The following is an 18355-nucleotide window of genomic DNA, read 5'->3' as shown; positions in this document are numbered from 1 at the left end:
CTCGCGGCGGAGGAGACGATCGCGCCGGTCTACGATCTGGCGGCGGCGTAGCGAACGCTCGTAGGTGGGCAAAGGCGCGTAAGCGCCGTGTCCACCATCCATCCGGAAATTGTCGACAGAAGTGGTGGGCACGCTGCGCTTTGCCCACTCTACAGAGTTGGCGAGATAGGCAGCTTTCTCGTTTCGTCATTGCGAGCGAAGCGAAGCAATCCAGACCATCTCCGCGGAGACAGACTGGATTGCTTCTTCGCTTGCGCTCCTCGCAATGACGGGAAGAGGGGACTTAATCCGCCGGCGCGATGCTCGGCGCGAGGATCGCTTCGAGATGTTCGGGGCGGTCGCGGTTGACGTGGGCGAGATAGTCGTCGGCGACCTTGCGCAGGCGGCGGCTGAGCTCGCTGCCGACGCTGATGCTGTCGAACCTGGTGTTCTCGTGCACGATCGCCTGGATGGCGTTGATGTGGTGGGTGAACAATTCGCCGGGCACGCGGCCGAGATCGGGCGCATGCTCGATGACGCGGCACAGGCTCTCGGCGATCGCGGCCGCCGCCGGATAGCCGAACGTCGCCGCGTCGCCCTTGATGTCGTGGGCGGCGTGAAACAGCTCGTCGCGCGTCCTCTTGGTGAAGCCGCCGTTCTCTACGGCAGCATAGGCGGCGGACAAGCGCGCGGCCTCGATCGCCATCCAGTCCTTGAATTCGCCGGAGAGGTCGGCGAGCGCCTTCTCGGCGCGCCCGACCGGATCGTCCGTGTCCTTCGCCTCGACCCGGCGCAGCACCTTGCGCAGCGGATTGGGCTGGGTGATCACGTGATGGGTGGCGAACGCCTTGACCTCGATGTCCTTGCGGCTGTTCTTCGCCATGATGGCTGCCCCGTCGCTGTCTGCGCGCTAGATGGTGGACCGGGCCTTGTCGAGCAGCGAGGGCTGCTGCAGCACCTCGTGCTTCTCGCCGACGCGGCGCTCCGGACCCATATAGGCGGAGTTGGTGTTGCGGCGGCGGTCCGGCCCGAAATAGGTTTTCGTCTTGATGAAGGGGCGGGGACTGGCGACCACGTTGAGGATGCGCTGATAGAGGCCTTTTGCCGAGATCGGCTTGGCCAGAAATTCGGTGACGCCGGCGTCGCGCGCGACCGTGACGCGGCGCTTCTCGGAATGTCCGGTCAGCATGATGATCGGCGCGTAAGGATTGCCCTTGGAGTCCGGCTGGCGGATCATCTGCGCGAGCTCGAGCCCGTCGAAGATCGGCATCGCCCAGTCGGTGATGACGATGTCGGGCACGTAGTGGCTGTACATTTCGAGCGCGGTGGCGCCGTCCTCGGCCTCATAGACCTCGCGCGCGCCGAAGGAATGCAGGAGCGTCCGCAGGATGCGGCGCATGTGCGGATTGTCGTCGCAGACGAGGAAGCGCAGCTTGTTGAAGTCGATGCGGAACATGACGCCGGCCGAGCGGGTAGACCTTCGTTAACCATATCGCGCCGAGGGTTAACGAAGCGTTGCGATCGGCCGCCTTTAGGCCGGCCTCCGGCGGCCGTCAGTAGCCGAACTGCTCGCGCAGAATGCGCTCTTCCAGGCTGTGGCCGGGGTCGAACAGCATCCGCATCGCGATGGTCTTGTCGGACAGCACCTCGACGCGGCGGACGTCGCGCACCTCGTCATGGTCGGCGACTGCGGCGACCGGCCGCTTGTCGCCTTCGAGCGCCTCGATCACGACATGGGCGGTGTTGGGCAGCAGCGCGCCGCGCCAGCGGCGGGGGCGGAAGGCGCTGATCGGGGTCAGCGCGAGCAGGGCGGCGTTGATCGGCAGGATCGGCCCCTGGGCGGACAGGTTGTAGGCGGTCGAGCCCGCGGGCGTCGCAACCATGATGCCGTCGGCGATCAGCTCGGGCATGCGCTCGCGGTCGTCGATCAGGATGCGCAGGCGCGCCGCCTGGTAGGTCTGCCGGAACAGCGCGACCTCGTTGATGGCGTGGTGGAGATGCATGGTACCGTGGACGTCGGTGGCGCGCATCAGGAGCGGGTGGATCACGGACTCGTGCGCGGCCTCGAGGCGGGCGCGCAGATCGTGGGTCGCGTACTCGTTCATCAGGAAGCCGACCGTGCCGCGGTGCATGCCGTAGATCGGCTTTCCCGTGCGCATGTTCCGGTGCAGCGTCTGCAGCATCAACCCGTCGCCGCCGAGCGCGACCACGACGTCGGCCTCCGCCGGATCGCAATTGCCGTAGTCCGCCGTGAGCTGCGCGAACGCGGCCTGCGCCTCGGGGCCGGCGCTGGCGACGAAGGCGATCCGGTCAAATCGCGGAGGCTTGGTCATGAGGTCGCTCGTGAGTAGTCTCGGCTCGCAGGTGGTGCTGGCTCGAACGGGTCTTCGGTCGTCTATAGACCTCCGCCGCCATTGTCGAGGATCACCGCCGGACAAGGCAAACGGGCGGTAGGCCCACGCCAAATCGTCGCAATTCTGGTCTAATCCGCCAGGCTCGGTCCGTTCTGCGGCCCGGCCGGACGGTCGAGGGCAGGGAGAAGACGCCATGACGAAGGGCTTGCCGGCGCTGTGCCGCGGAGGGGCCTTGCTGGCCGGGCTTGCCCTCGCGCTCGCGGGCACCGCCCGCGCCGACGACGCGCCGCAACCGCATCGGCCCGACGCGACCGTGTCGGCCGGGCAGAAGGCCGGCGCGCGCAGTGAGGGCGCACAGGGCTCGCCGTCGACGGCCGAGCAGCATCGCCTGCCGCCGGATTCGACCACCCGCCAGACCCTCGATCTGCCCGGACGCACGCTGGCCTTCGCCGCGACCGCGGGCTCGATCCGCCTGTTCAACGACAAGGGCGAGCCGCAGGCCGACATCGCCTATACCTCCTACCAGCTCGACGGCGCCGACCGCGCCACGCGCCCGGTGACGTTCCTGTTCAATGGCGGCCCCGGCGCATCCTCGGCCTGGCTGCAGTTCGGCAGTGCCGGGCCATGGCGCCTGCCGATCGATGCGGATGCGGCGGCGCCGTCGGCCTCGCCCGAGCTGAAGCCGAACGCCGAGACCTGGCTCGATTTCACCGATCTCGTGTTCATCGATCCCGTCGGCACCGGCTACAGCCGCTTCGTCGCGACCGGCGAGGACGTGCGCAAGCGGCTCTATTCCGTGGACGGCGACGTCGCCGCGATCGCGCTCGTGATCCGCCGCTGGCTGGAGAAGCACGACCGGCTGCTGTCGCCGAAATATGTCGCGGGCGAGAGCTATGGCGGCATCCGCGGGCCGAAGATCGTGCGCAAGCTGCAGGTGGAGCAGGGCGTCGGCGTCAGGGGGCTGATCCTGGTCTCGCCGCTGCTCGACTTCCGCGAGTTCGCCGGCACGAGCCTGTTGCAATATGTCGCGACGCTGCCGAGCTACGTGGCGGTGGCGCGCGAGGCCAAGGGAGAGGGCAAGGGGCCGGTCGCGCGCGGCGATCTCGCCGATGTGGAGGCCTATGCGAGCGGCGAGTTTCTCGCCGACCTCGTCAGGGGCGAGGCGGATGCGCAGGCTACAGCGCGCCTCGCCGACAAGGTCGCAACCCTGACCGGCATCGACCGGGACGTCAGCCGCAGGCTTGCCGGGCGCTTCGACGTGTCCGAGTTCCGCCGCGCGCTCGACCGCAGCCACGGCAAGGTGACCGGCCGCTACGACGCGTCCATCCGGGGCATCGATCCCTATCCGGATTCGGACTTCTACCGCTTCGGCGATCCCTCCGGCGATGCGCTGCAGGCGCCGCTCACCAGCGCCGCGGTCGATCTGCTGACGCGCAAGCTCAACTGGCGGCCGGACGGCTCCTATGAGGTGCTGAACGGCGCGGTCGAGCGCGCCTGGGATTTCGGCCATGGCATCAGCCCGCCGCAATCGGTGTCGGAGCTGCGCCAGATCCTCGCAACGGACGCGAAGATGAGCGTGCTGGTCGCCCACGGCCTGTTCGATCTCGCCACGCCCTATTTCGGATCGAAGATGGTGCTCGACCAGTTGCCGGCCTTTGCGTCCGCGCCGCGGGTGAAATTCGTGGTCTATCCGGGCGGCCACATGTTCTACTCGCGCGACGGATCGCGCCAGGCATTTCGCGCCGAGGTCGAGCGGCTCATGAAGTAGGCGCGCGAGTCCCCGCAATGCGCCGGTCGGATGACAGGCTTCTGCGGACGAGCCATTTGCGGATTTCTTCCGCCGCGAGCATCGAGAGCGCGGCCGGTCCGATCAAGACCCAGAACGCTGCCGACACGGACGCTGTCTGCAGCAGCACGTTTCCGAGCGCGGTGTAGTTGAAGGCGATCAGGAGCGCGATCTCGAACGCTATTCCGATGAGGATGAGGCGGTTGTCGAACGGGCTCATGGCAAACACCGACCGCACCGAGCTGCGGCAGATGAAGACGTTCACGATCTGCAGGATGATGATCGCGCTGAGGCAGGCCGTCGTCGCCCGCAGATAGAGCGGATCGGCGGACGACAGCGCCTGTCCCCATTGCCAGCCGCCGGACCGCAGCACCAGGAAGAACGCCGCCATGGCGCCGACGGCCTCGATGAGGCCGAGAAACAGATAGGCGCGGACCGCGAGCCGCGCGTTCAAGAGCGGCTCGGCCTGGCTGCGCGGCGGCAACGCCATGATCGAGGGGCCGGCGCGCTCGATGCCGAGCCCGAGCGCGGTGAGCGAATCCGTCGCCATGTCGATCGACAGCGCCTGGATCGGGGTCAGCGCCAGGGGAACGCGAAAGAGCCCGAAGGCGAGGAACGGCACCAGCTCGGCCACGTTGTGCACGAGCACATAGGTCAGGAACTTGCGGATGTTCTGGAAGACGGTTCGCCCTTCCTCGATGGCGCTGACGATCCCCGAGAAATTGTCGTCGAGCAGGATCATGTCGGAAGCCTGCTTGGCGACGTCCGTTCCCGACAGGCCCATGGCGATGCCGATATTGGCCGACTTCAGGGCGGGCGCGTCGTTGATGCCGTCACCGGTGACCGCGACGATGTGCCGCCTGGCCTTGAGCGCCTCGACGATGCGCAGTTTCTGCGAGGCGCTGACGCGGGCGAAGATGAGCTCCGGCGCGTCGAGCGCCAGCTTCAAATCGGCCTCGGACAGGGTGTCGACTTGCGGGCCCGTCAATACGCTCGGCGAGGCCGATCGGACGAGGCCGATCTCCGCGGCGATCGCCCTTGCCGTATCGGGATGATCGCCCGTCACCATGACGACCTTGATGCTGGCGTCGCGGCAGCGGGCGATGGCGTCCGGTACATCCGGACGCGGCGGGTCCTCCAGCCCGACGAGTCCCAGAAACGTCATGTCGCATTCGAGCGAGAGCCGATCCGTATCCGCCGACACGCGCTGCATCGCATAGGCGAGCACGCGCCGGCCGCGGCCGGCCATCGATTCTTGCGCGGCAACGATCCGGGCCCGCGTGTCGGGATCGAGCGGCGTGGTCGTCGCAGAGCCGGCGACGCTGCGGCAAAGCCCCATGACGGTTTCGGGAGCGCCCTTGCAATACAGAATCCTGCCGCAGTCCGTCTCGTAGACCACGGAATGCCGCATGCGGTCGGAATCGAACGCGACTTCGTCGACGCGCCGAAAGCCATCGCTGCGCCCGATCGCCGTGCAGCCGACGTCGACGAGCGCCCGTTCCATCGGATCGCCCGCCAGCGCCGTGCCATGTCCGGTCTGCAGCTCCTGCAGATGATGCGTGAGCGCCATGGCGGAGAAGAAATGTCGCTCGCGCGCGACCAGGACGGTGTCGGCGGTCGCGGCTGCGACCGGATAGTCCTCGAGGCCGACGAAGAGCTCGCGCACGCGCATCCTGTTCTCGGTGAGCGTGCCGGTCTTGTCGGTGCAGATCACGGTCGCCGAGCCGAGCGTCTCGACCGAGCTCAGGTGCCGGATCAGCACCTTGCGCCGGGCGAGCCGCTGCGCGGCCAGCACGAGCGATAGCGTCAGCGTCGCCTGCAGCCCCTCGGGCACCATGGCGACGATGATCCCGATCGAGAAGATCAGGTCGCGCCAGAAGGGGAGCCCGATCGCGGCCCCGACCGCGAAGAAGCCGACGCCGACGGCGATGGCGAGCGCGGCGATCACGTGGCTGAGACGCGCGAGCTCCCGCCGCATCGGCGTGACGCCGGCCGTGCTGGTCTGGGTCAGGTGCGCGATCTTGCCGAATTCGGTGCGCGCGCCGGTCGCGAACACGAGGCCGCGGCCGTGGCCCGAGATCACCGAGGAGCCGGCCAGCACGACGTTCCTCGCCTGCGGCAACGGCACGTCCTGGCTTGGCTCGGAGACGCGGGTCTTGGGCAGCGACTCCCCCGTGATGGCGGCATCATTGATCCTGAAGTCGACGGCCTCGACCAGCCGCAAATCCGCCGGCGCGCTGTCGCCCGCCTCCAGCAGGACGATGTCGCCGACCACGAGGCACTCGGCCGGAAGCAGGAAGACCTTGCCCTCCCTGACGACCTTGACCTCCTGCGGCAGGAGCCTCGCCAGCGCGGCCATCGTCTGTTCGTTGCGATGCTCCTGCCAGAACGAGAACAGGCCGCTGACGAGAATGACGATGATGATGGCGCAGCCGATGCGCGCCATGCCTTCGCCCGGGCTCGATATCTCGGCCACGAAGGCGAGCGCGGCTGCGACCCAGAGGATGATCGAGAAGAATTGGAAGAACTCGCCGAGCAGCCGCAGCGGCCAGCTCGCGCGCTTGAGCTGCTCGATCCGGTTCGGTCCGAACTGTCGAAACCGCCTGTCCGCTTCCGCCGGGCTGAGGCCGTGCCGCGTGCTTCCGAGGCCGGCGAGGGCCTCGCTGATGGGCGGCACGACGATGGGAACCATGAGGATGCTTTGGAAGCGCTCTTGAACTCCAGCGGCCATGTCTCCTGCATTTGGGCCACTTGCCGTTGATCCACGTCAAGCCGGGAGGCGGCGCGACCGCGGCGGACGCCTTGCGACACCGCGACCAAAGTCTATCCATGCAAAGCCCTGAGGAGTGGAACCCGAAGGTCCCCAAGAGCTTTCTGTAGTCGTGTCTTCGCGGAGGTGCGTCATGAGACAGTGGCAACAGCGCGAGTCCGTTCCCGATCTCTACAATCTGTTTCTCGCGGCAGTCCTCTTCATATCCCCCTGGCTGTTCAGGCTGACCAATGGTCCGGGCAAGGTCGACCTCTGGGTCACCAGCGCCATCATCGGCGTGGTCTCGCTGGCGGCGATCATCGCCTACCGGGACTGGGAGGAGTGGGTCAACGTCCTCTCGGGGTGCTGGCTGATCGCCTCGCCCTGGCTGCTCGGCTTCCCGCATACGCGCGCCATGCATATCGGCCTCGGGATCGGCGTCGTCGTCGTGCTGCTGGCTCTGCTCGATCTCTTCCTGCACTATGAGATGAGGCATCCCGAGCTGGACGATCACGTGGCGGCAGGACCGGGGCCGGAAGGCGCGCCGCGCTAGGTCAGCCGTCGTCGCCGATTTGGTGTCCCGAGCCGATTGTCGCGGCCCGGGCGATGTCGCATAGTCTCCCGGACAAGAGCCGGTCGACGGCCATCAGGCGGGGGCGGGAGCAGCATGAACGGACGACGCCGCAGATTGGCGGGGATCGCGGCGGCGATCGCCGTCCTTCATCTTGCCGGTATGACGGCGAAGGCGCAGACCGGCTATCCCGACCGCCCCGTGAAGATCGTCGTCCCCATCGCTCCGGGCGGCAGCTACGACCTCGTCGGGGTGTGGGACATGCCGGACGAAAAGCTCGCTCCCTTCGTCGCGTCCGAATACGAGAGCTGGACGAAGCTGATCCGCTCCGCCGGCATCAAGCTCGACTGATGCGGGCAGGCGGCAGTACACCGACGCAGGATTCCGGGCGGCGGCGATCCGTCGACCGCAGGGGCCTCGTCATCGTCGCGACACTCGCGACCGCCTACATGGCCAGCCATTTCTTTCGCGCCTCCAACGTCACGATCGGCCTCGACCTGATGCGCGATCTCTCCATCGGGCCCGAAGCGCTGGGCGCGTTGACGGGCGCCTTCTTCTTCGGCTTCGCCGCGATGCAGATCCCGTGCGGCTTCTTCTTCGATCGTTTCGGACCGCGGCGCACCGTCGTCGGCATGCTGATGCTCGCCACCGTCGGCGGCATCATCTTCACGACGGCGCCGACGTGGCCGGTGCTGCTCACGGGTCGCGCGCTGATGGGCGCCGGCTTCGGCGCCATGCTGATCGGCAGCATGGTGGTGATCACGCGCTGGTTTCCGCCGGACCGCTTCTCCACCCTGACCGCCATCGTCCTGTCCATCGGCCTGCTCGGCAATCTCGGTGCCACCACGCCGCTGGCCTGGGCTTCCGGGGCCGTCGGCTGGCGCAGCGTGTTCGGCGCCGCCGTCCTGTTCACGGCCTCCGCCGCGATTGCGGTCTGGATGGTGGTGCGCGACGCGCCGCCCGGCCATCCCTTCCTGGCCCGCACGCCGGAATCGATACGCCAGATGCTGCAGGGTCTGGCGCAGGTGTTGCGCGATCCGCGCCTGAGGCCGATCCTGGCGCTCAACTTCTGCAACTATGCCTGCACCTTCACGGTCCAGGGGCTTTGGGGCGGTCCGTTCCTGCGCGAGGTGCATGGCCTCGGTCCCGTCGAGGCCGCCAACGTCCTGCTCGCCGCCGTGATGGCCTACCAGCTCGGCATGCTCGTGTTCGGTCCGCTCGATCGCGTCTTCGATACGCGCAAGTGGATTGCCATCGCCGGGACGATGGTGATCGTGGCCATGCTCGCCACGCTCGCGATCGCGTCCGCGCCTCCGGTCTGGGTGCCGGTCGGCGCCATCATCGCGATGGGCCTGTTCAGCGCCTCCAGCACCATGGTGATGACGCACGGCCGCGGCATCTTCACCGACCGCCTGATCGGTCGCGGGATCGCAACCATCAACACCGCCGTGATGCTGGGCGTCGCCTGCATGCAGACGCTCTCCGGCATGATCGTCGGCGCGTTCGAGCCGCTGCCCGACGGTGCCCGCAGCGAGACCGCGTACCGCGCCCTGTTCGCAACGCTTACCCTGTTGCTGATCGTTGCGCTCGCGATCTACAGCCGCTCGCAAGACATCAAGCCGAGCCACGAGATGCGCGCCGTCCGGCCGAAGGACTGATGCGCGGGCCGATCCGGCCCGTCAGCGGGATGCGGCGGAGTACGGCGACCGACAAGAAGCTCAACGACAGCGTACCGGCAAATACGGTGATGGCTTTCGCGGTGGCGGGTATCGAAAACCCGAGGAGCGCGAATTGCAGCCAGTTCGAGAAGGCATAGTGGATCAGGTAGATGCCATAGGTCTTGTCCCTCAGCGGATCGAGCACCGGCGAGTGACGGTGCGCGAAACGCAAGAATAGCGCCAGCATGAACAGGACGCCGGCGGCGCAACACGGGACGAAGCTGAGCGCCTGGAGGAGTTGCACCGCGCCCGGCGGGCCATCCTGCGTCATCGCCAGGCCAACCGTGACGAGCCACAGCATGAACGAGACCAGCGCAGCGATCCCGGTCGCGGCCCAGCGCTTCGCCAGCCATCCGTCCGGTGCGAGCAGGCCGCGATCGATGCCATGCGCTCCGACGCCGGCGCCGGCGAGGAAGTACACGAAATAGTGCAGCGGCCGGCAGAACTGGAACGAAAACGGCCCGAACTGAAACCAGTCCCAGGGACCAAAGACGAGAGCCGGCGGGACATAGGCAATCGCGGAGGCCAGCGTCAGCGCGATGACGAACGACGCCGGCCGCGCACCCAGCCGGCCGATCGATCGTACGAGCACGTCGCCCGATAGGTGGGCGAACCCGTACAATCCCGCGGCGACGAGATCGAACGCCAGCAACACCCACAAGAACCACGGCGGGCCGGAAGGCCAGAACGGCAAGGCGAGCCAATGCCGCCAGAAGGCGGCCAGGCCCGGATCGGCGGCGGTGACGAGATAGACCGGGTAGTACGCGACCGGCATCAGCAAGCCGACGGTCAACGCAAACGGCACGCCGATCCGCAGGACGCGTTCGCGCAGGAACAGTCGGCTGCCTCTTCGCGCGAGAGACGGCCACAGGAACAGCCCGGACAGGAAGAACAGGAGCGAGATGAGGTAGATGTCCTGGAAGCCGCAGAACAGATCGAACCCGAACCAGCGTTCGGGATCGACGATCGGAATGCTCCGCCACCGGTAGGGCGGATCGTCGAATGCGAACGAGGACGCCGGCGACGAACCCAGATAGGCCATGACCGCATGCACGGCCACCACGATGATGACGACCGCGATCCGCAGGTTGTTCAGGGCGAGGAGCGCCGTAGACATATGGCATTGGAGCAGATGAAATGGGGTAAAATTCGGATGACCCACACATGATGCCGTTGAAGTTCAGGCTCGCGTACCGAAATTTGTTTCATGACCGGCTTCGATTCATCGCCACGATCGTCGGAATCATCTTCTCCATCGTGCTGGTGACGGTGCAGATGGGGCTCTATGTCGGCTTCCGGCGCATGGTGACGACGATGATCGATCATTCGTCCGCCGATCTCTGGATCATGCCGGCCGGCACCAAATGTTTCGAGGATCCCTCGCTGCTGGACGACCGTCAGCGGTTTCGCGCCCTGGCGGTCGAGGGCGTCGCCGACGCGGCTCCTCTGGTGATCGGCTATGCGCAGTGGCGACTGCCGAGCGGCACCACCACGCCGGTGTTCGTCGTCGGCTCTGAACTGCGGGGCAGCGGATTGCGTCCCTGGAACCTGGCCGGCGGCCGGATCGACGACCTGACCGTTCCCGGCGCGGTGGCGATCGACCAGTCGTATTTCGAGCGGCTCGGCGTCAGCGGGATCGGCGACAGCGCGGAAATCCGCGATCAGAAAGTGCAGGTCATGGCGGTCACCAAGGGCATCCGCTCGTTCACCACGACGCCTTACGTCTTTGCAGGGGTGGATCGCGCGCGATCCTATACCGGAATGGCGGCCAACAAGGTCTCCTATTTCCTCGTGCGCGTTGCCCCCGGCTCGGATGTCGGCAGGGTTCGCCGGCAATTGCGCGACGGTCTTCCCGACGTCGAAATTCTGACGGCGGCCGAGTTTCGCAGCCGCAGCCGGAGCTTCTGGCTGTTCGGGACCGGTGCGGGCGCTGCGTTGTTCGCCGGTGCCCTTCTCGGCTTCATCGTGGGCACCGTCATCGTGGCGCAGACATTGTATTCGAGCACCAAGGATCACCTCAGCGAATTCGCGACGTTGCGCGCCATCGGCTCGTCGGGCGCGTACATCTATCTGGTCATCATCCTGCAAGCGCTGCTGAGCGCGGTCATTGGTTTTTGCGGCGCCGTGGCGATCAGCTCCGTCGTGGTCGGGATGACCGCGGATTCCGCCTTGCCCATCGTCATGACGCCCACGATGGCGCTTGCGCTGTTTCTGCTGACCGGGGTGATGTGCGTCGCATCGGCGATCGCCGCCATCGTGCAGGTCATGCGCATCGATCCCACGACGGTGCTTGCGCGATGAGCCAGCCTGTGGTCGATGCCGTCGACGTCGTCAAATTCCTCGGCCGTGGAGCGGGGCGGGTGCAGGCGCTCAAGGGCGTGAGCCTGTCGCTGAGGGGAGGCGAGCTGGTGCTTCTGATGGGCCCCTCCGGAAGCGGGAAGACGACGCTGCTGTCGATTCTGGGATGCCTGATGACGCCGACCAGCGGGATGGTCCGGGTTCGCGGCCGACCGGTCGCGGACCTCGATCCGGAGGGCCTCGCCAGGATCAGGCGCGACCACATCGGGTTCATCTTTCAATCCTATCATCTGTTTCCGACCCTGACGGCGGAAGACAATGTGCGCCTGGCGCTGGACGTGCGCGGGGAGCGCGCACAGCGCAAGGCGGCAAGGGATGTCCTGGGCATGGTCGGCCTCGCGCACAAGACACGAGCCTTTCCCGGCGAACTCAGCGGCGGCGAACAACAGCGCGTGGCCATCGCGCGGGCCATCGTGGGCAAGGCACCGGCCATTCTTGCAGACGAACCGACCGGCGCGCTGGATGCCCAGAACGGCCAGGCCATCATGAGTCTGCTCGCCGGGATCGCAAGGGACCAGTCCCGCGGGGTGCTGGTCGTCACGCACGATCCGCGAATCCTGCCGTTCGCCAGTCGCATCGTGCATATCGATGATGGCCGCATCGTCGGAGAGGAAACGGGCAGCGAGGCGAAGAAGGTGTCGATGTCATGATTGCGCGGAGATCGGGAAAAGCTTCCCTTGCCTTGCTTTGCCTGAGCGTGGTTGCCGTTCTGGCGACCGCGCCGCTTGCCAACACGCATGCGCAGGGTTCGGCTCCACCGGATCCTGCCGCGGACAAGCGCTGGCTGGCGGTGGCTCCGGGCCGCGTCGAGCCTGTGTCGGGTCTCATCAAGATTGCAGGTCCGGTTGCCGGTGTCGTTGACGCGGTGCTGGTCAAGGCCAATGAGACGGTCTTTGCCGGACAGCCGCTGATCCGCCTTCGCGATCAGGAGGCGCGGGCGCAACTCGCGTCGGCCGCGGCCCAGGTCGCCATGCGGAAGCGCGTACGCAACAAGGAATCCGCCGCGTCGGGCGCTTCGGCACGACGCAGGGCCGAGGACGCCGCGGCCGACGCCGAGGCGGCCGTATGGGAGGTCCAGTCCCTGGTCGACAAGGCTGTCGCGGACCGGCGGACCGGGCGCAGTTCGGATGCCGATGTGGAGGCGGCCCGGGCCGGGTTGAAACGTGCGAAAAACTATCTCGTGCAGCAGACCGACGAGCTGCGCCGGATCGCCGCGGATGCGCCGCTGCCGACGGTGGCCGAAGGCCAGCTCAACGTCGCGCGAAGCGAATGGTCGGTATCGCGGGCAGCGCTGGACAAGCTGACGATCCGGGCGCCGATCGACGGCTCCGCGCTGCAGGTCAATGCAAGGGCCGGAGAGCTGGTCTCCCCGGCGGCATCGACGCCGCTCGTCCTGCTCGGCGACGTCTCGGCGCTGCGGGTTCGCGCCGAGGTGGACGAGCGCGACATCGAGAAGATCAAGTCCGGGCAACCGGTGCTGGTGCGCTCATCAGCGCTGCGCGGTCGCGAAATTGCCGGGACGGTCTCCTTCGTGGCCCCGCTGGTGGAGCCCGGACGCTACACCGCGCTCGGCCAGCGCAACATGACGGACGTCGACGTCGTGGAAGTGCTGGTCGATCTGAGCGAAGCGGACCCGCTCGTCGTCGGCATGAAGGTCGATGTCTATTTCCGGCGCGATGCCGCCTCGCGATAGGCGACGAGGTCGCCTCCGCCGAGGCGTCTTGCCGTTGCGTGAAGCTACCTCGCGCGGCGCTTGCGTGGCGGATATCGGCGCATGATCTCGCGCGCCACGACCGGCCCCGGCTTGACGTTCATGCCGCCGAGCCAGATGTCGCTGACCTTGCCGTGCGCGTTGCGGGAGCGGCGCACCGGCTCGCCATGGCTGCCGTAGCCCGCGGCCGCGGCGACCCTGCCGGCGTCGCGGCCGGTGACCTCGATCTCGGCCGCGTCCATGAACGGGTTGTTGAAATGCGGATTGGCGACCAGCACTCGATCGCCCATGGGCACGAGGTCGAGGGCGCCCCAGATCGTCCACCAGCGGCCGGTCCAGTCGCGCAGCCGCCGATTGGGTGCGCCGCGCGTCTTGAAGACGCGCAGGATCTGCATTGCACCGTCCATCCAGACCGGCGCCGCGCCGTCGATGCAGTTGCTCAGGATGGAGATGGAGAGCTCGCAGGCGGGGATGGCGCAGGTCCGCGAGATGTAGCCCTGGAAGCCGCCGCCATGGCCGAACCAGTCCCAGCCATCCGTCCTGCCGGCGGCGACGCCGAGGCCGTAGTAGATCTCCAGGCTCTGCGGCACGCGCCAGTGATGCCGCGTCATTTCGCGGCGGCTTGCGGCCGACAGCACGCTCTTCCTCGCGTTGGGCGCGAGCTGGCCGAAGAAGCGCGCGGTGTCGGCGGCGGTCGCGACGAAGCCGGCGGCGGAGGTGATCGCGTGGGTCGGATTGTCGCCGGGGATGACACAGCGCGTGCCGGCCGGCAGCGTGCGCGTATGGCCGCGGGCAAACGGCGCGCCCTTGGGCAGCGGCACGTTCGGCTCGGTCTCGGAGAGGCCCGCCGGCGCGATGATCTCGCGCTTGATCCAGACCGGGTAGGGCTCGCCCGTCACGGCCTCGATCGCAAGGCCGAGCAGGCCAAAGCCGTGGTTGGAATATTTGAAACGCGTGCCGGGGTCGATCGCGGTGGGATTGCGCAGCTCCGCCCTGAGCTCGGCCTCGCCGAGGTAGGGGCGGCTGTCGATGAACTGGCCGGAATTGGCGCCGTCGCGCGTCAGCCCCGCGCTGTGCGACATGAGCTGCGCGATGGTGGTCTCGGCGACGTGGCGGTGCAGGCCCTCGACATATTGGCCGACGGGGTCGTCGAGCCGCAGCCTGCGCTGCTCGCGCAGCCTGAGGATACCGGCCGCCGTGAAGCTCTTGGAATGCGAGGCGATGCGAAAGCGGTGGCGCGGGGTCAGCTTCTCGCCGCTGTCGAGATCGGCCAGCCCAAAGGCATGTTCGGCGACGACCTCGCCGCGATGGGCGATCGCGACGATGCAGCCGGGTTGCTGCGATCCGGTCAGTTGAAATTCGATCCATCCGCCGATGTAGTCGATCGCGGACCGTAGCCAGGCGTCCATCGCGCGCATCCGAAAATGAGGGGGAGACGGGCGCGGAGGCTAGCCGACGAAATGGAACCGGCGCAACCCTTGGGCAGATCCCTTGGGCAGATCCCTTGGACAGGTCGCGCCGGCTGTCTGCCTCGCGAGGACGGTGTCGCGCCGTCAGTAGACGAGCGTCGTGCCGGTCGGCTTGTCGAGTGCGGCGGCGAGCGAGCGATACTCGTCGCTGCCGGTGCCGGCGAGCGAGGCGATCTTGCTCAGGTGATACTGCGCCTGCTCGCGGTTGCCCTGCTCGAGCTGCCACAGGCCGTAATACTGCCAGGTGCGGACGTGGTTCGGATCGTCCTTCAGCGCCTGCTGGTAATAGACCTGCGACAACTTGTAGTCGCCGAGCTTGCGATAGGAGTAGCCGATCAGGTTGGCGACGTCGGCGACGTCGTCGCGGCCGAGCGCCTTCAGCTGGTCGATTGCGCTCGTGTAGTCGTGGCGGTCGTAGATCGTGGTGTAGGCCGTGCGATAGGCGGCGAGGAATTTGGGATCGCTGACGGAAGAACTCTTCTTCTTTTTCTTGCCCGACGTATCCGACTTCGGCGGCGAGGGGTCGTCGCTGCCCGCCGCATAGGCGCCGGTCACCACCGGCGCGGCGGCGAGCGCCATCGAGACCAGTCCCGGCACCAGAAGCATAGAAAGTCTGCGCATGTCATTCTCCCGTCTGGAACGTAGCGATCCCTAGCGATTGCCTGCTGACCGAAACACCCGGCCGCGAAGAACATTCCCGCTGGTTTCGTCTTATTCGTGGCCGAAAGGTTCGGCCGGGTCGGCACCCGAACATGACAAGGATGTCATCCAGATGAACGGAAGCCTGCGGACCGCTTCAGGCCGGGTTCAGCGCGCGCCGCCTAGCCTCTCCGCCATGATCAGGGGTCGGCGAGGGCGCCGCCTCGGATCCCTTTGAGAGGAGACACCACCATGCTGAAGACGATTTCCGCAGCCCTGCTCGCAGTTTCCGTGATCGCCGCTCCCGCGCTGGCCGCCGAAGCCGGCAAGGATGCGGCCAAGACCACGACGCAAGCACCCGTGATCAAGGCGGACCAGGCGCAGACCAAGACTCACGCCAAGGCCGATATCAAGTCGAACTCCAAGGCCATGAACGCCAATGCCGCGATCACCAAGGACGAGCACGTGAAGGCCACCCGCTCGCACCGCCATCACCAGAAGGTCGCGAAGAAGCACCTGACCACCCAGCCGGCCGCCACGGCCAAGCCGGCGTCGACCGACAAGCGCAGCTGACGAACTGATCCCGCGAGGCAATGCTGATCGCATTGCCCCCCGCCTCGCGTGGAGTTCAGGCCCGGCTCGTCGCCAGAGCGCGAAGCGATGGCGGCGGGCCGGTGCGCGCTTGGCGGGAGCGCGGGACTTGCTTGCGCCGCGCTTGGCGCTAGAACTCCGGCGGGCTCGATCGGCCGGAAGAGGGAAGCGCGTGGGCAGAGTGGCAAGACGAACGGCGATGGTTCTGCTGTCGCTGACGCTTGCGGGCTGTTTCGGCAGCGACGGCGGTCGCACCTCCATCCTGCCCGACACCACCGGGCCGCAGCCGTTCCCCGACAACTACCGCACCGAGGCGGTCGCCTTCATGCGGACCTATCTCAACAATCCGGTCGGGGTGCGCGATGCGGCCATCGCCGATCCGGTCGTGCGGGAGGTCGGTGGCCGGCCGTTCTACGTCGCCTGCCTGCGCTACACCCCGCGCGAGAGCGACGGCACCTACCGAGCGACGCGCGAGCGGGCGATCGTCTACATCAACGGCCGGCTCGACCGTGTCGCCGAGCGGACCAGCGAGCTCTGTGCCGGTGCGGTTTACGCCCCCTTTCCGGAACTCGAAAAGATGACCAGATAAGGCAAAGCCGGCCTTCATTGGATGCTGTTAGGACGAGGCTGCCGGATCACTTTTCGGGGAGCTTTGAACGGGGCGATTCCGAGGCGCGACTGATCATTACGGCGGACTGCGCATGAATGAAAAAATCTGTCGCGCGCGGGAACAAATCGGCGCTGTTGCTCCCTCGTCACGCCAACGCTCGATCAACGGTCCGGCATTGCCGCGAAGCAACCAAACTCAGGCCACGTTGTTTGCTGAGGGTGAAACGAAATAACGGGGATGTGTACCATGAAGAGTTTTCTGCTCGGCGCAGCCGCCCTCATCGCGCTGGCCGCGCCCGCCGCCGCAGCCGACATGCCGCCGCGCACCTACACCAAGGCGCCGGCCTATACGGCGCCGCAGGTGGTCTACAACTGGACCGGATTCTATATCGGCGGCCATCTCGGCGGCGCGTTTGCCGGCGACGGCTTCCAGTCGAGCGACGCCCGCTTCCTCGGCGGCTTGCAGGGCGGCTTCGACTATCAGTTTGCGCCCAACTGGGTGGTGGGTATCGAGGCCCAATATTCCTGGCTGCCCTCCAATAATAATGGCGTCGTGTTCCCGGCCGGCACGCTCGTGACCGACAACACCAACCAGCTGGGCTCGGTGACCGGCCGGCTCGGCTACACCTGGGGTCCGGCGCTGGTCTACGCCAAGGGCGGCTATGCCTGGCGCAACAACGGTCTCGGCGTCAGCGTCGCCGGCGTGCCGGCCGGCTTCACCGCCACCGGCAACAGCAGGGACGGCTACACCGTCGGCGCCGGCCTGGAATACATGTTCGCGCCGAACTGGTCGGCCAAGGCCGAGTACCAGTACTATAATTTCGGCAAGACCACCTTTACCGCCGGGCCGGCCGACATCGTCGGCGTCAGCCGCCGGGAGGACGACCATACCGTCAAGGTCGGCGTGAACTACCGCTTCGGCTGGGGCGGACCGGCAGCCTCGCGCTACTGAGCGCGACTGCGAAGATCGAAGAAGGCCGGCTCCGCCGGCCTTTTTCTTTGACGACCGGCGGTCAGTCTCAAGCCGTTTCTGCCGTCACGCGCCCGCGGTAAAGCAAAAATAATTTTTGCGACTTACGGAACACGCGCGCCGGAACGCGTTATTATGGGAATGCCCGGCTGGGTGGGACAACGAACATGCGTATCCTGGCGTTGATGCTGGTTCTCCTCGGTGTCGCGTGGCCTTGCTCGGCACAGACCATCCTGAGATCCGAACCCCTGGTGCTGGCTCCCTATGAAGTCGCCTTCGTCCGCGACATCTCCTGCCCGCCGGGCCAGGTGATGAAGGTCACCGGCGCGATTCGCGGGCTGCATCGGCGCAAGACCTGTGTGTCGCTGACGGGCGAACAGGCCTCGCTCGCGACCGCCACGCCCTGATCCCGGTCAACCGGCCGTCCCTCACGAATTGAACTGCGGTTCCGCGCGCGATTGCCGTTCGGCGTCCGCCTTGTTGCGCGCCGGATCTTCGCCCGGACTGGCCTTGCAGGGCCTGATCTCGTAGTCGTTGTCCAGGATGCGGCGCGGGCCGGGCCGCTCCTCGTCGGCGGTCACGTCCACGACCAGGCCGCTGGTGTCGGCGAACTTCCAGACGTCGGCCTCGCTCGGATAGGCCTTGCTGATCTGGGCGTCGTTGCAAAACAGCGCGAAGGGCATCGATTCCGCTCCAGCAAACCCCCTCAACGTGCGGGAATGCCTGGAGGTTTCAGTACGGCCGCGGTCGGGGCAGGCCGATCACGGGTCTGTGAACGGCCGGGCAGTGCCGTGAGTCGTAAACGAGACCTGAATCCTCCGAAAAAAAATCCCGGGGACTCCCGGGCTGGA

At 66.9% G+C, this 18355-nt stretch carries 19 protein-coding genes; 11 read left to right on the top strand and 8 right to left on the bottom strand.

What is annotated here, in order from left to right; translation table 11 throughout:
* Positions 1 to 283 precede the first annotated feature (283 nt).
* The 3 genes from KGM94_RS13740 to KGM94_RS13730 form a co-directional block, all read right to left on the bottom strand.
* Positions 284 to 862 carry an Hpt domain-containing protein gene (locus tag KGM94_RS13740; protein WP_300259687.1) on the bottom strand — a complete coding sequence of 193 codons (579 nt, stop codon included), beginning with the start codon at positions 860 to 862 and terminating at the stop codon, positions 284 to 286.
* Between the two features lie 27 nt (positions 863 to 889).
* Positions 890 to 1435 (bottom strand): response regulator, encoded by a 546-nt coding sequence (locus tag KGM94_RS13735; protein ID WP_237866300.1) that lies wholly within the window; start codon positions 1433 to 1435, stop codon positions 890 to 892.
* A gap of 97 nt (positions 1436 to 1532) precedes the next feature.
* Positions 1533 to 2312, bottom strand: a complete 780-nt coding sequence (locus KGM94_RS13730; protein WP_300259683.1) for an NAD kinase — start codon at positions 2310 to 2312, stop codon at positions 1533 to 1535.
* A 214-nt stretch (positions 2313 to 2526) separates the two neighbouring features.
* On the opposite strand from KGM94_RS13730, the gene KGM94_RS13725 reads away from it, so the two are divergent.
* On the top strand, positions 2527 to 4101 hold the full coding sequence (locus KGM94_RS13725; RefSeq protein ID WP_300259681.1) for a peptidase S10: 1575 nt from the start codon (positions 2527 to 2529) through the stop codon (positions 4099 to 4101).
* Here KGM94_RS13725 and KGM94_RS13720 read toward each other — a convergent pair.
* Positions 4091 to 6811: a cation-transporting P-type ATPase gene (locus tag KGM94_RS13720; RefSeq protein ID WP_300259679.1), complete on the bottom strand. Its 2721-nt coding sequence runs from the start codon at positions 6809 to 6811 to the stop codon at positions 4091 to 4093. The two genes, KGM94_RS13725 and KGM94_RS13720, sit on opposite strands and share 11 nt — an antisense overlap.
* A 211-nt stretch (positions 6812 to 7022) precedes the next feature.
* On the opposite strand from KGM94_RS13720, the gene KGM94_RS13715 reads away from it, so the two are divergent.
* From KGM94_RS13715 to KGM94_RS13705, 3 genes are all read left to right on the top strand, one after another.
* Complete coding sequence (locus KGM94_RS13715; protein WP_300259677.1) at positions 7023 to 7421, top strand: SPW repeat protein; 399 nt, start codon at positions 7023 to 7025, stop codon at positions 7419 to 7421.
* A gap of 114 nt (positions 7422 to 7535) precedes the next feature.
* Complete coding sequence (locus KGM94_RS13710; protein ID WP_300259675.1) at positions 7536 to 7790, top strand: hypothetical protein; 255 nt, start codon at positions 7536 to 7538, stop codon at positions 7788 to 7790.
* Positions 7790 to 9097, top strand: coding sequence for an MFS transporter (locus KGM94_RS13705; protein WP_300259672.1), 1308 nt, complete (start codon positions 7790 to 7792; stop codon positions 9095 to 9097). Before KGM94_RS13710 ends, KGM94_RS13705 begins: the two co-directional genes overlap by 1 nt.
* Here KGM94_RS13705 and KGM94_RS13700 read toward each other — a convergent pair.
* The gene (locus KGM94_RS13700) at positions 9054 to 10274 is read right to left on the bottom strand and encodes an acyltransferase (RefSeq protein WP_300259670.1); all 1221 of its coding nucleotides are present in this window, start codon (positions 10272 to 10274) and stop codon (positions 9054 to 9056) included. The two genes, KGM94_RS13705 and KGM94_RS13700, sit on opposite strands and share 44 nt — an antisense overlap.
* A gap of 50 nt (positions 10275 to 10324) precedes the next feature.
* Here KGM94_RS13700 and KGM94_RS13695 point away from each other — a divergent pair, with 50 nt between their 5' ends.
* Genes KGM94_RS13695 through KGM94_RS13685 form a run of 3 tightly spaced genes read left to right on the top strand, consistent with a single transcriptional unit; the run spans position 10325 to position 13208 of the window.
* Positions 10325 to 11458 carry an ABC transporter permease gene (locus KGM94_RS13695; protein WP_366526245.1) on the top strand — a complete coding sequence of 378 codons (1134 nt, stop codon included), beginning with the start codon at positions 10325 to 10327 and terminating at the stop codon, positions 11456 to 11458.
* Positions 11455 to 12165 (top strand): ABC transporter ATP-binding protein, encoded by a 711-nt coding sequence (locus KGM94_RS13690; RefSeq protein WP_300259666.1) that lies wholly within the window; start codon positions 11455 to 11457, stop codon positions 12163 to 12165. Before KGM94_RS13695 ends, KGM94_RS13690 begins: the two co-directional genes overlap by 4 nt.
* Positions 12162 to 13208 carry an efflux RND transporter periplasmic adaptor subunit gene (locus KGM94_RS13685; protein ID WP_300259664.1) on the top strand — a complete coding sequence of 349 codons (1047 nt, stop codon included), beginning with the start codon at positions 12162 to 12164 and terminating at the stop codon, positions 13206 to 13208. The genes KGM94_RS13690 and KGM94_RS13685 overlap by 4 nt, the downstream gene beginning before the upstream one ends.
* A gap of 44 nt (positions 13209 to 13252) precedes the next feature.
* Here the strand turns inward: KGM94_RS13685 and KGM94_RS13680 are convergent, their stop codons facing one another.
* Both KGM94_RS13680 and KGM94_RS13675 read right to left on the bottom strand, forming a co-directional pair.
* A complete protein-coding gene (locus tag KGM94_RS13680; RefSeq protein WP_300259662.1) occupies positions 13253 to 14635 on the bottom strand; it encodes a serine hydrolase domain-containing protein in 1383 nt (460 codons plus the stop codon).
* A gap of 144 nt (positions 14636 to 14779) precedes the next feature.
* Complete coding sequence (locus tag KGM94_RS13675) at positions 14780 to 15316, bottom strand: tetratricopeptide repeat protein (protein ID WP_300259660.1); 537 nt, start codon at positions 15314 to 15316, stop codon at positions 14780 to 14782.
* Between the two features lie 270 nt (positions 15317 to 15586).
* Between KGM94_RS13675 and KGM94_RS13670 the strand changes: the two genes are divergently transcribed.
* From KGM94_RS13670 to KGM94_RS13655, 4 genes are all read left to right on the top strand, one after another.
* On the top strand, positions 15587 to 15907 hold the full coding sequence (locus KGM94_RS13670) for a hypothetical protein (protein ID WP_300259658.1): 321 nt from the start codon (positions 15587 to 15589) through the stop codon (positions 15905 to 15907).
* Between the two features lie 217 nt (positions 15908 to 16124).
* Positions 16125 to 16514, top strand: coding sequence for a hypothetical protein (locus KGM94_RS13665; RefSeq protein WP_300259656.1), 390 nt, complete (start codon positions 16125 to 16127; stop codon positions 16512 to 16514).
* Between the two features lie 267 nt (positions 16515 to 16781).
* Positions 16782 to 17486, top strand: a complete 705-nt coding sequence (locus KGM94_RS13660) for an outer membrane protein (RefSeq protein ID WP_300259653.1) — start codon at positions 16782 to 16784, stop codon at positions 17484 to 17486.
* 185 nt (positions 17487 to 17671) lie between these two features.
* A complete protein-coding gene (locus KGM94_RS13655; RefSeq protein ID WP_300259651.1) occupies positions 17672 to 17911 on the top strand; it encodes a DUF6719 family protein in 240 nt (79 codons plus the stop codon).
* Positions 17912 to 17932: 21 nt separating this feature from the next.
* Here KGM94_RS13655 and KGM94_RS13650 read toward each other — a convergent pair whose 3' ends face one another.
* Complete coding sequence (locus KGM94_RS13650; RefSeq protein ID WP_300259649.1) at positions 17933 to 18187, bottom strand: hypothetical protein; 255 nt, start codon at positions 18185 to 18187, stop codon at positions 17933 to 17935.
* Positions 18188 to 18355: the final 168 nt, after the last annotated feature.

This window comes from Bradyrhizobium sp., from assembly GCF_028868675.1.
In the GTDB taxonomy this organism is placed as follows: Bacteria; Pseudomonadota; Alphaproteobacteria; order Rhizobiales; family Xanthobacteraceae; genus Bradyrhizobium.
Note: the sequence above shows the minus strand (reverse complement) of the source record. Positions and strands in the feature narration are given on the sequence as shown.

Coding starts and splice junctions, on each gene's coding strand:
- KGM94_RS13740 (WP_300259687.1), bottom strand. CDS start 862: ATGGCGAAGAACAGCCGCAAGGACATCGAGGTCAAGGCGTTCGCCACC.
- KGM94_RS13735 (WP_237866300.1), bottom strand. CDS start 1,435: ATGTTCCGCATCGACTTCAACAAGCTGCGCTTCCTCGTCTGCGACGAC.
- KGM94_RS13730 (WP_300259683.1), bottom strand. CDS start 2,312: ATGACCAAGCCTCCGCGATTTGACCGGATCGCCTTCGTCGCCAGCGCC.
- KGM94_RS13725 (WP_300259681.1), top strand. CDS start 2,527: ATGACGAAGGGCTTGCCGGCGCTGTGCCGCGGAGGGGCCTTGCTGGCC.
- KGM94_RS13720 (WP_300259679.1), bottom strand. CDS start 6,811: ATGGTTCCCATCGTCGTGCCGCCCATCAGCGAGGCCCTCGCCGGCCTC.
- KGM94_RS13715 (WP_300259677.1), top strand. CDS start 7,023: ATGAGACAGTGGCAACAGCGCGAGTCCGTTCCCGATCTCTACAATCTG.
- KGM94_RS13710 (WP_300259675.1), top strand. CDS start 7,536: ATGAACGGACGACGCCGCAGATTGGCGGGGATCGCGGCGGCGATCGCC.
- KGM94_RS13705 (WP_300259672.1), top strand. CDS start 7,790: ATGCGGGCAGGCGGCAGTACACCGACGCAGGATTCCGGGCGGCGGCGA.
- KGM94_RS13700 (WP_300259670.1), bottom strand. CDS start 10,274: ATGTCTACGGCGCTCCTCGCCCTGAACAACCTGCGGATCGCGGTCGTC.
- KGM94_RS13695 (WP_366526245.1), top strand. CDS start 10,325: ATGCCGTTGAAGTTCAGGCTCGCGTACCGAAATTTGTTTCATGACCGG.
- KGM94_RS13690 (WP_300259666.1), top strand. CDS start 11,455: ATGAGCCAGCCTGTGGTCGATGCCGTCGACGTCGTCAAATTCCTCGGC.
- KGM94_RS13685 (WP_300259664.1), top strand. CDS start 12,162: ATGATTGCGCGGAGATCGGGAAAAGCTTCCCTTGCCTTGCTTTGCCTG.
- KGM94_RS13680 (WP_300259662.1), bottom strand. CDS start 14,635: ATGGACGCCTGGCTACGGTCCGCGATCGACTACATCGGCGGATGGATC.
- KGM94_RS13675 (WP_300259660.1), bottom strand. CDS start 15,316: ATGCGCAGACTTTCTATGCTTCTGGTGCCGGGACTGGTCTCGATGGCG.
- KGM94_RS13670 (WP_300259658.1), top strand. CDS start 15,587: ATGCTGAAGACGATTTCCGCAGCCCTGCTCGCAGTTTCCGTGATCGCC.
- KGM94_RS13665 (WP_300259656.1), top strand. CDS start 16,125: ATGGTTCTGCTGTCGCTGACGCTTGCGGGCTGTTTCGGCAGCGACGGC.
- KGM94_RS13660 (WP_300259653.1), top strand. CDS start 16,782: ATGAAGAGTTTTCTGCTCGGCGCAGCCGCCCTCATCGCGCTGGCCGCG.
- KGM94_RS13655 (WP_300259651.1), top strand. CDS start 17,672: ATGCGTATCCTGGCGTTGATGCTGGTTCTCCTCGGTGTCGCGTGGCCT.
- KGM94_RS13650 (WP_300259649.1), bottom strand. CDS start 18,187: ATGCCCTTCGCGCTGTTTTGCAACGACGCCCAGATCAGCAAGGCCTAT.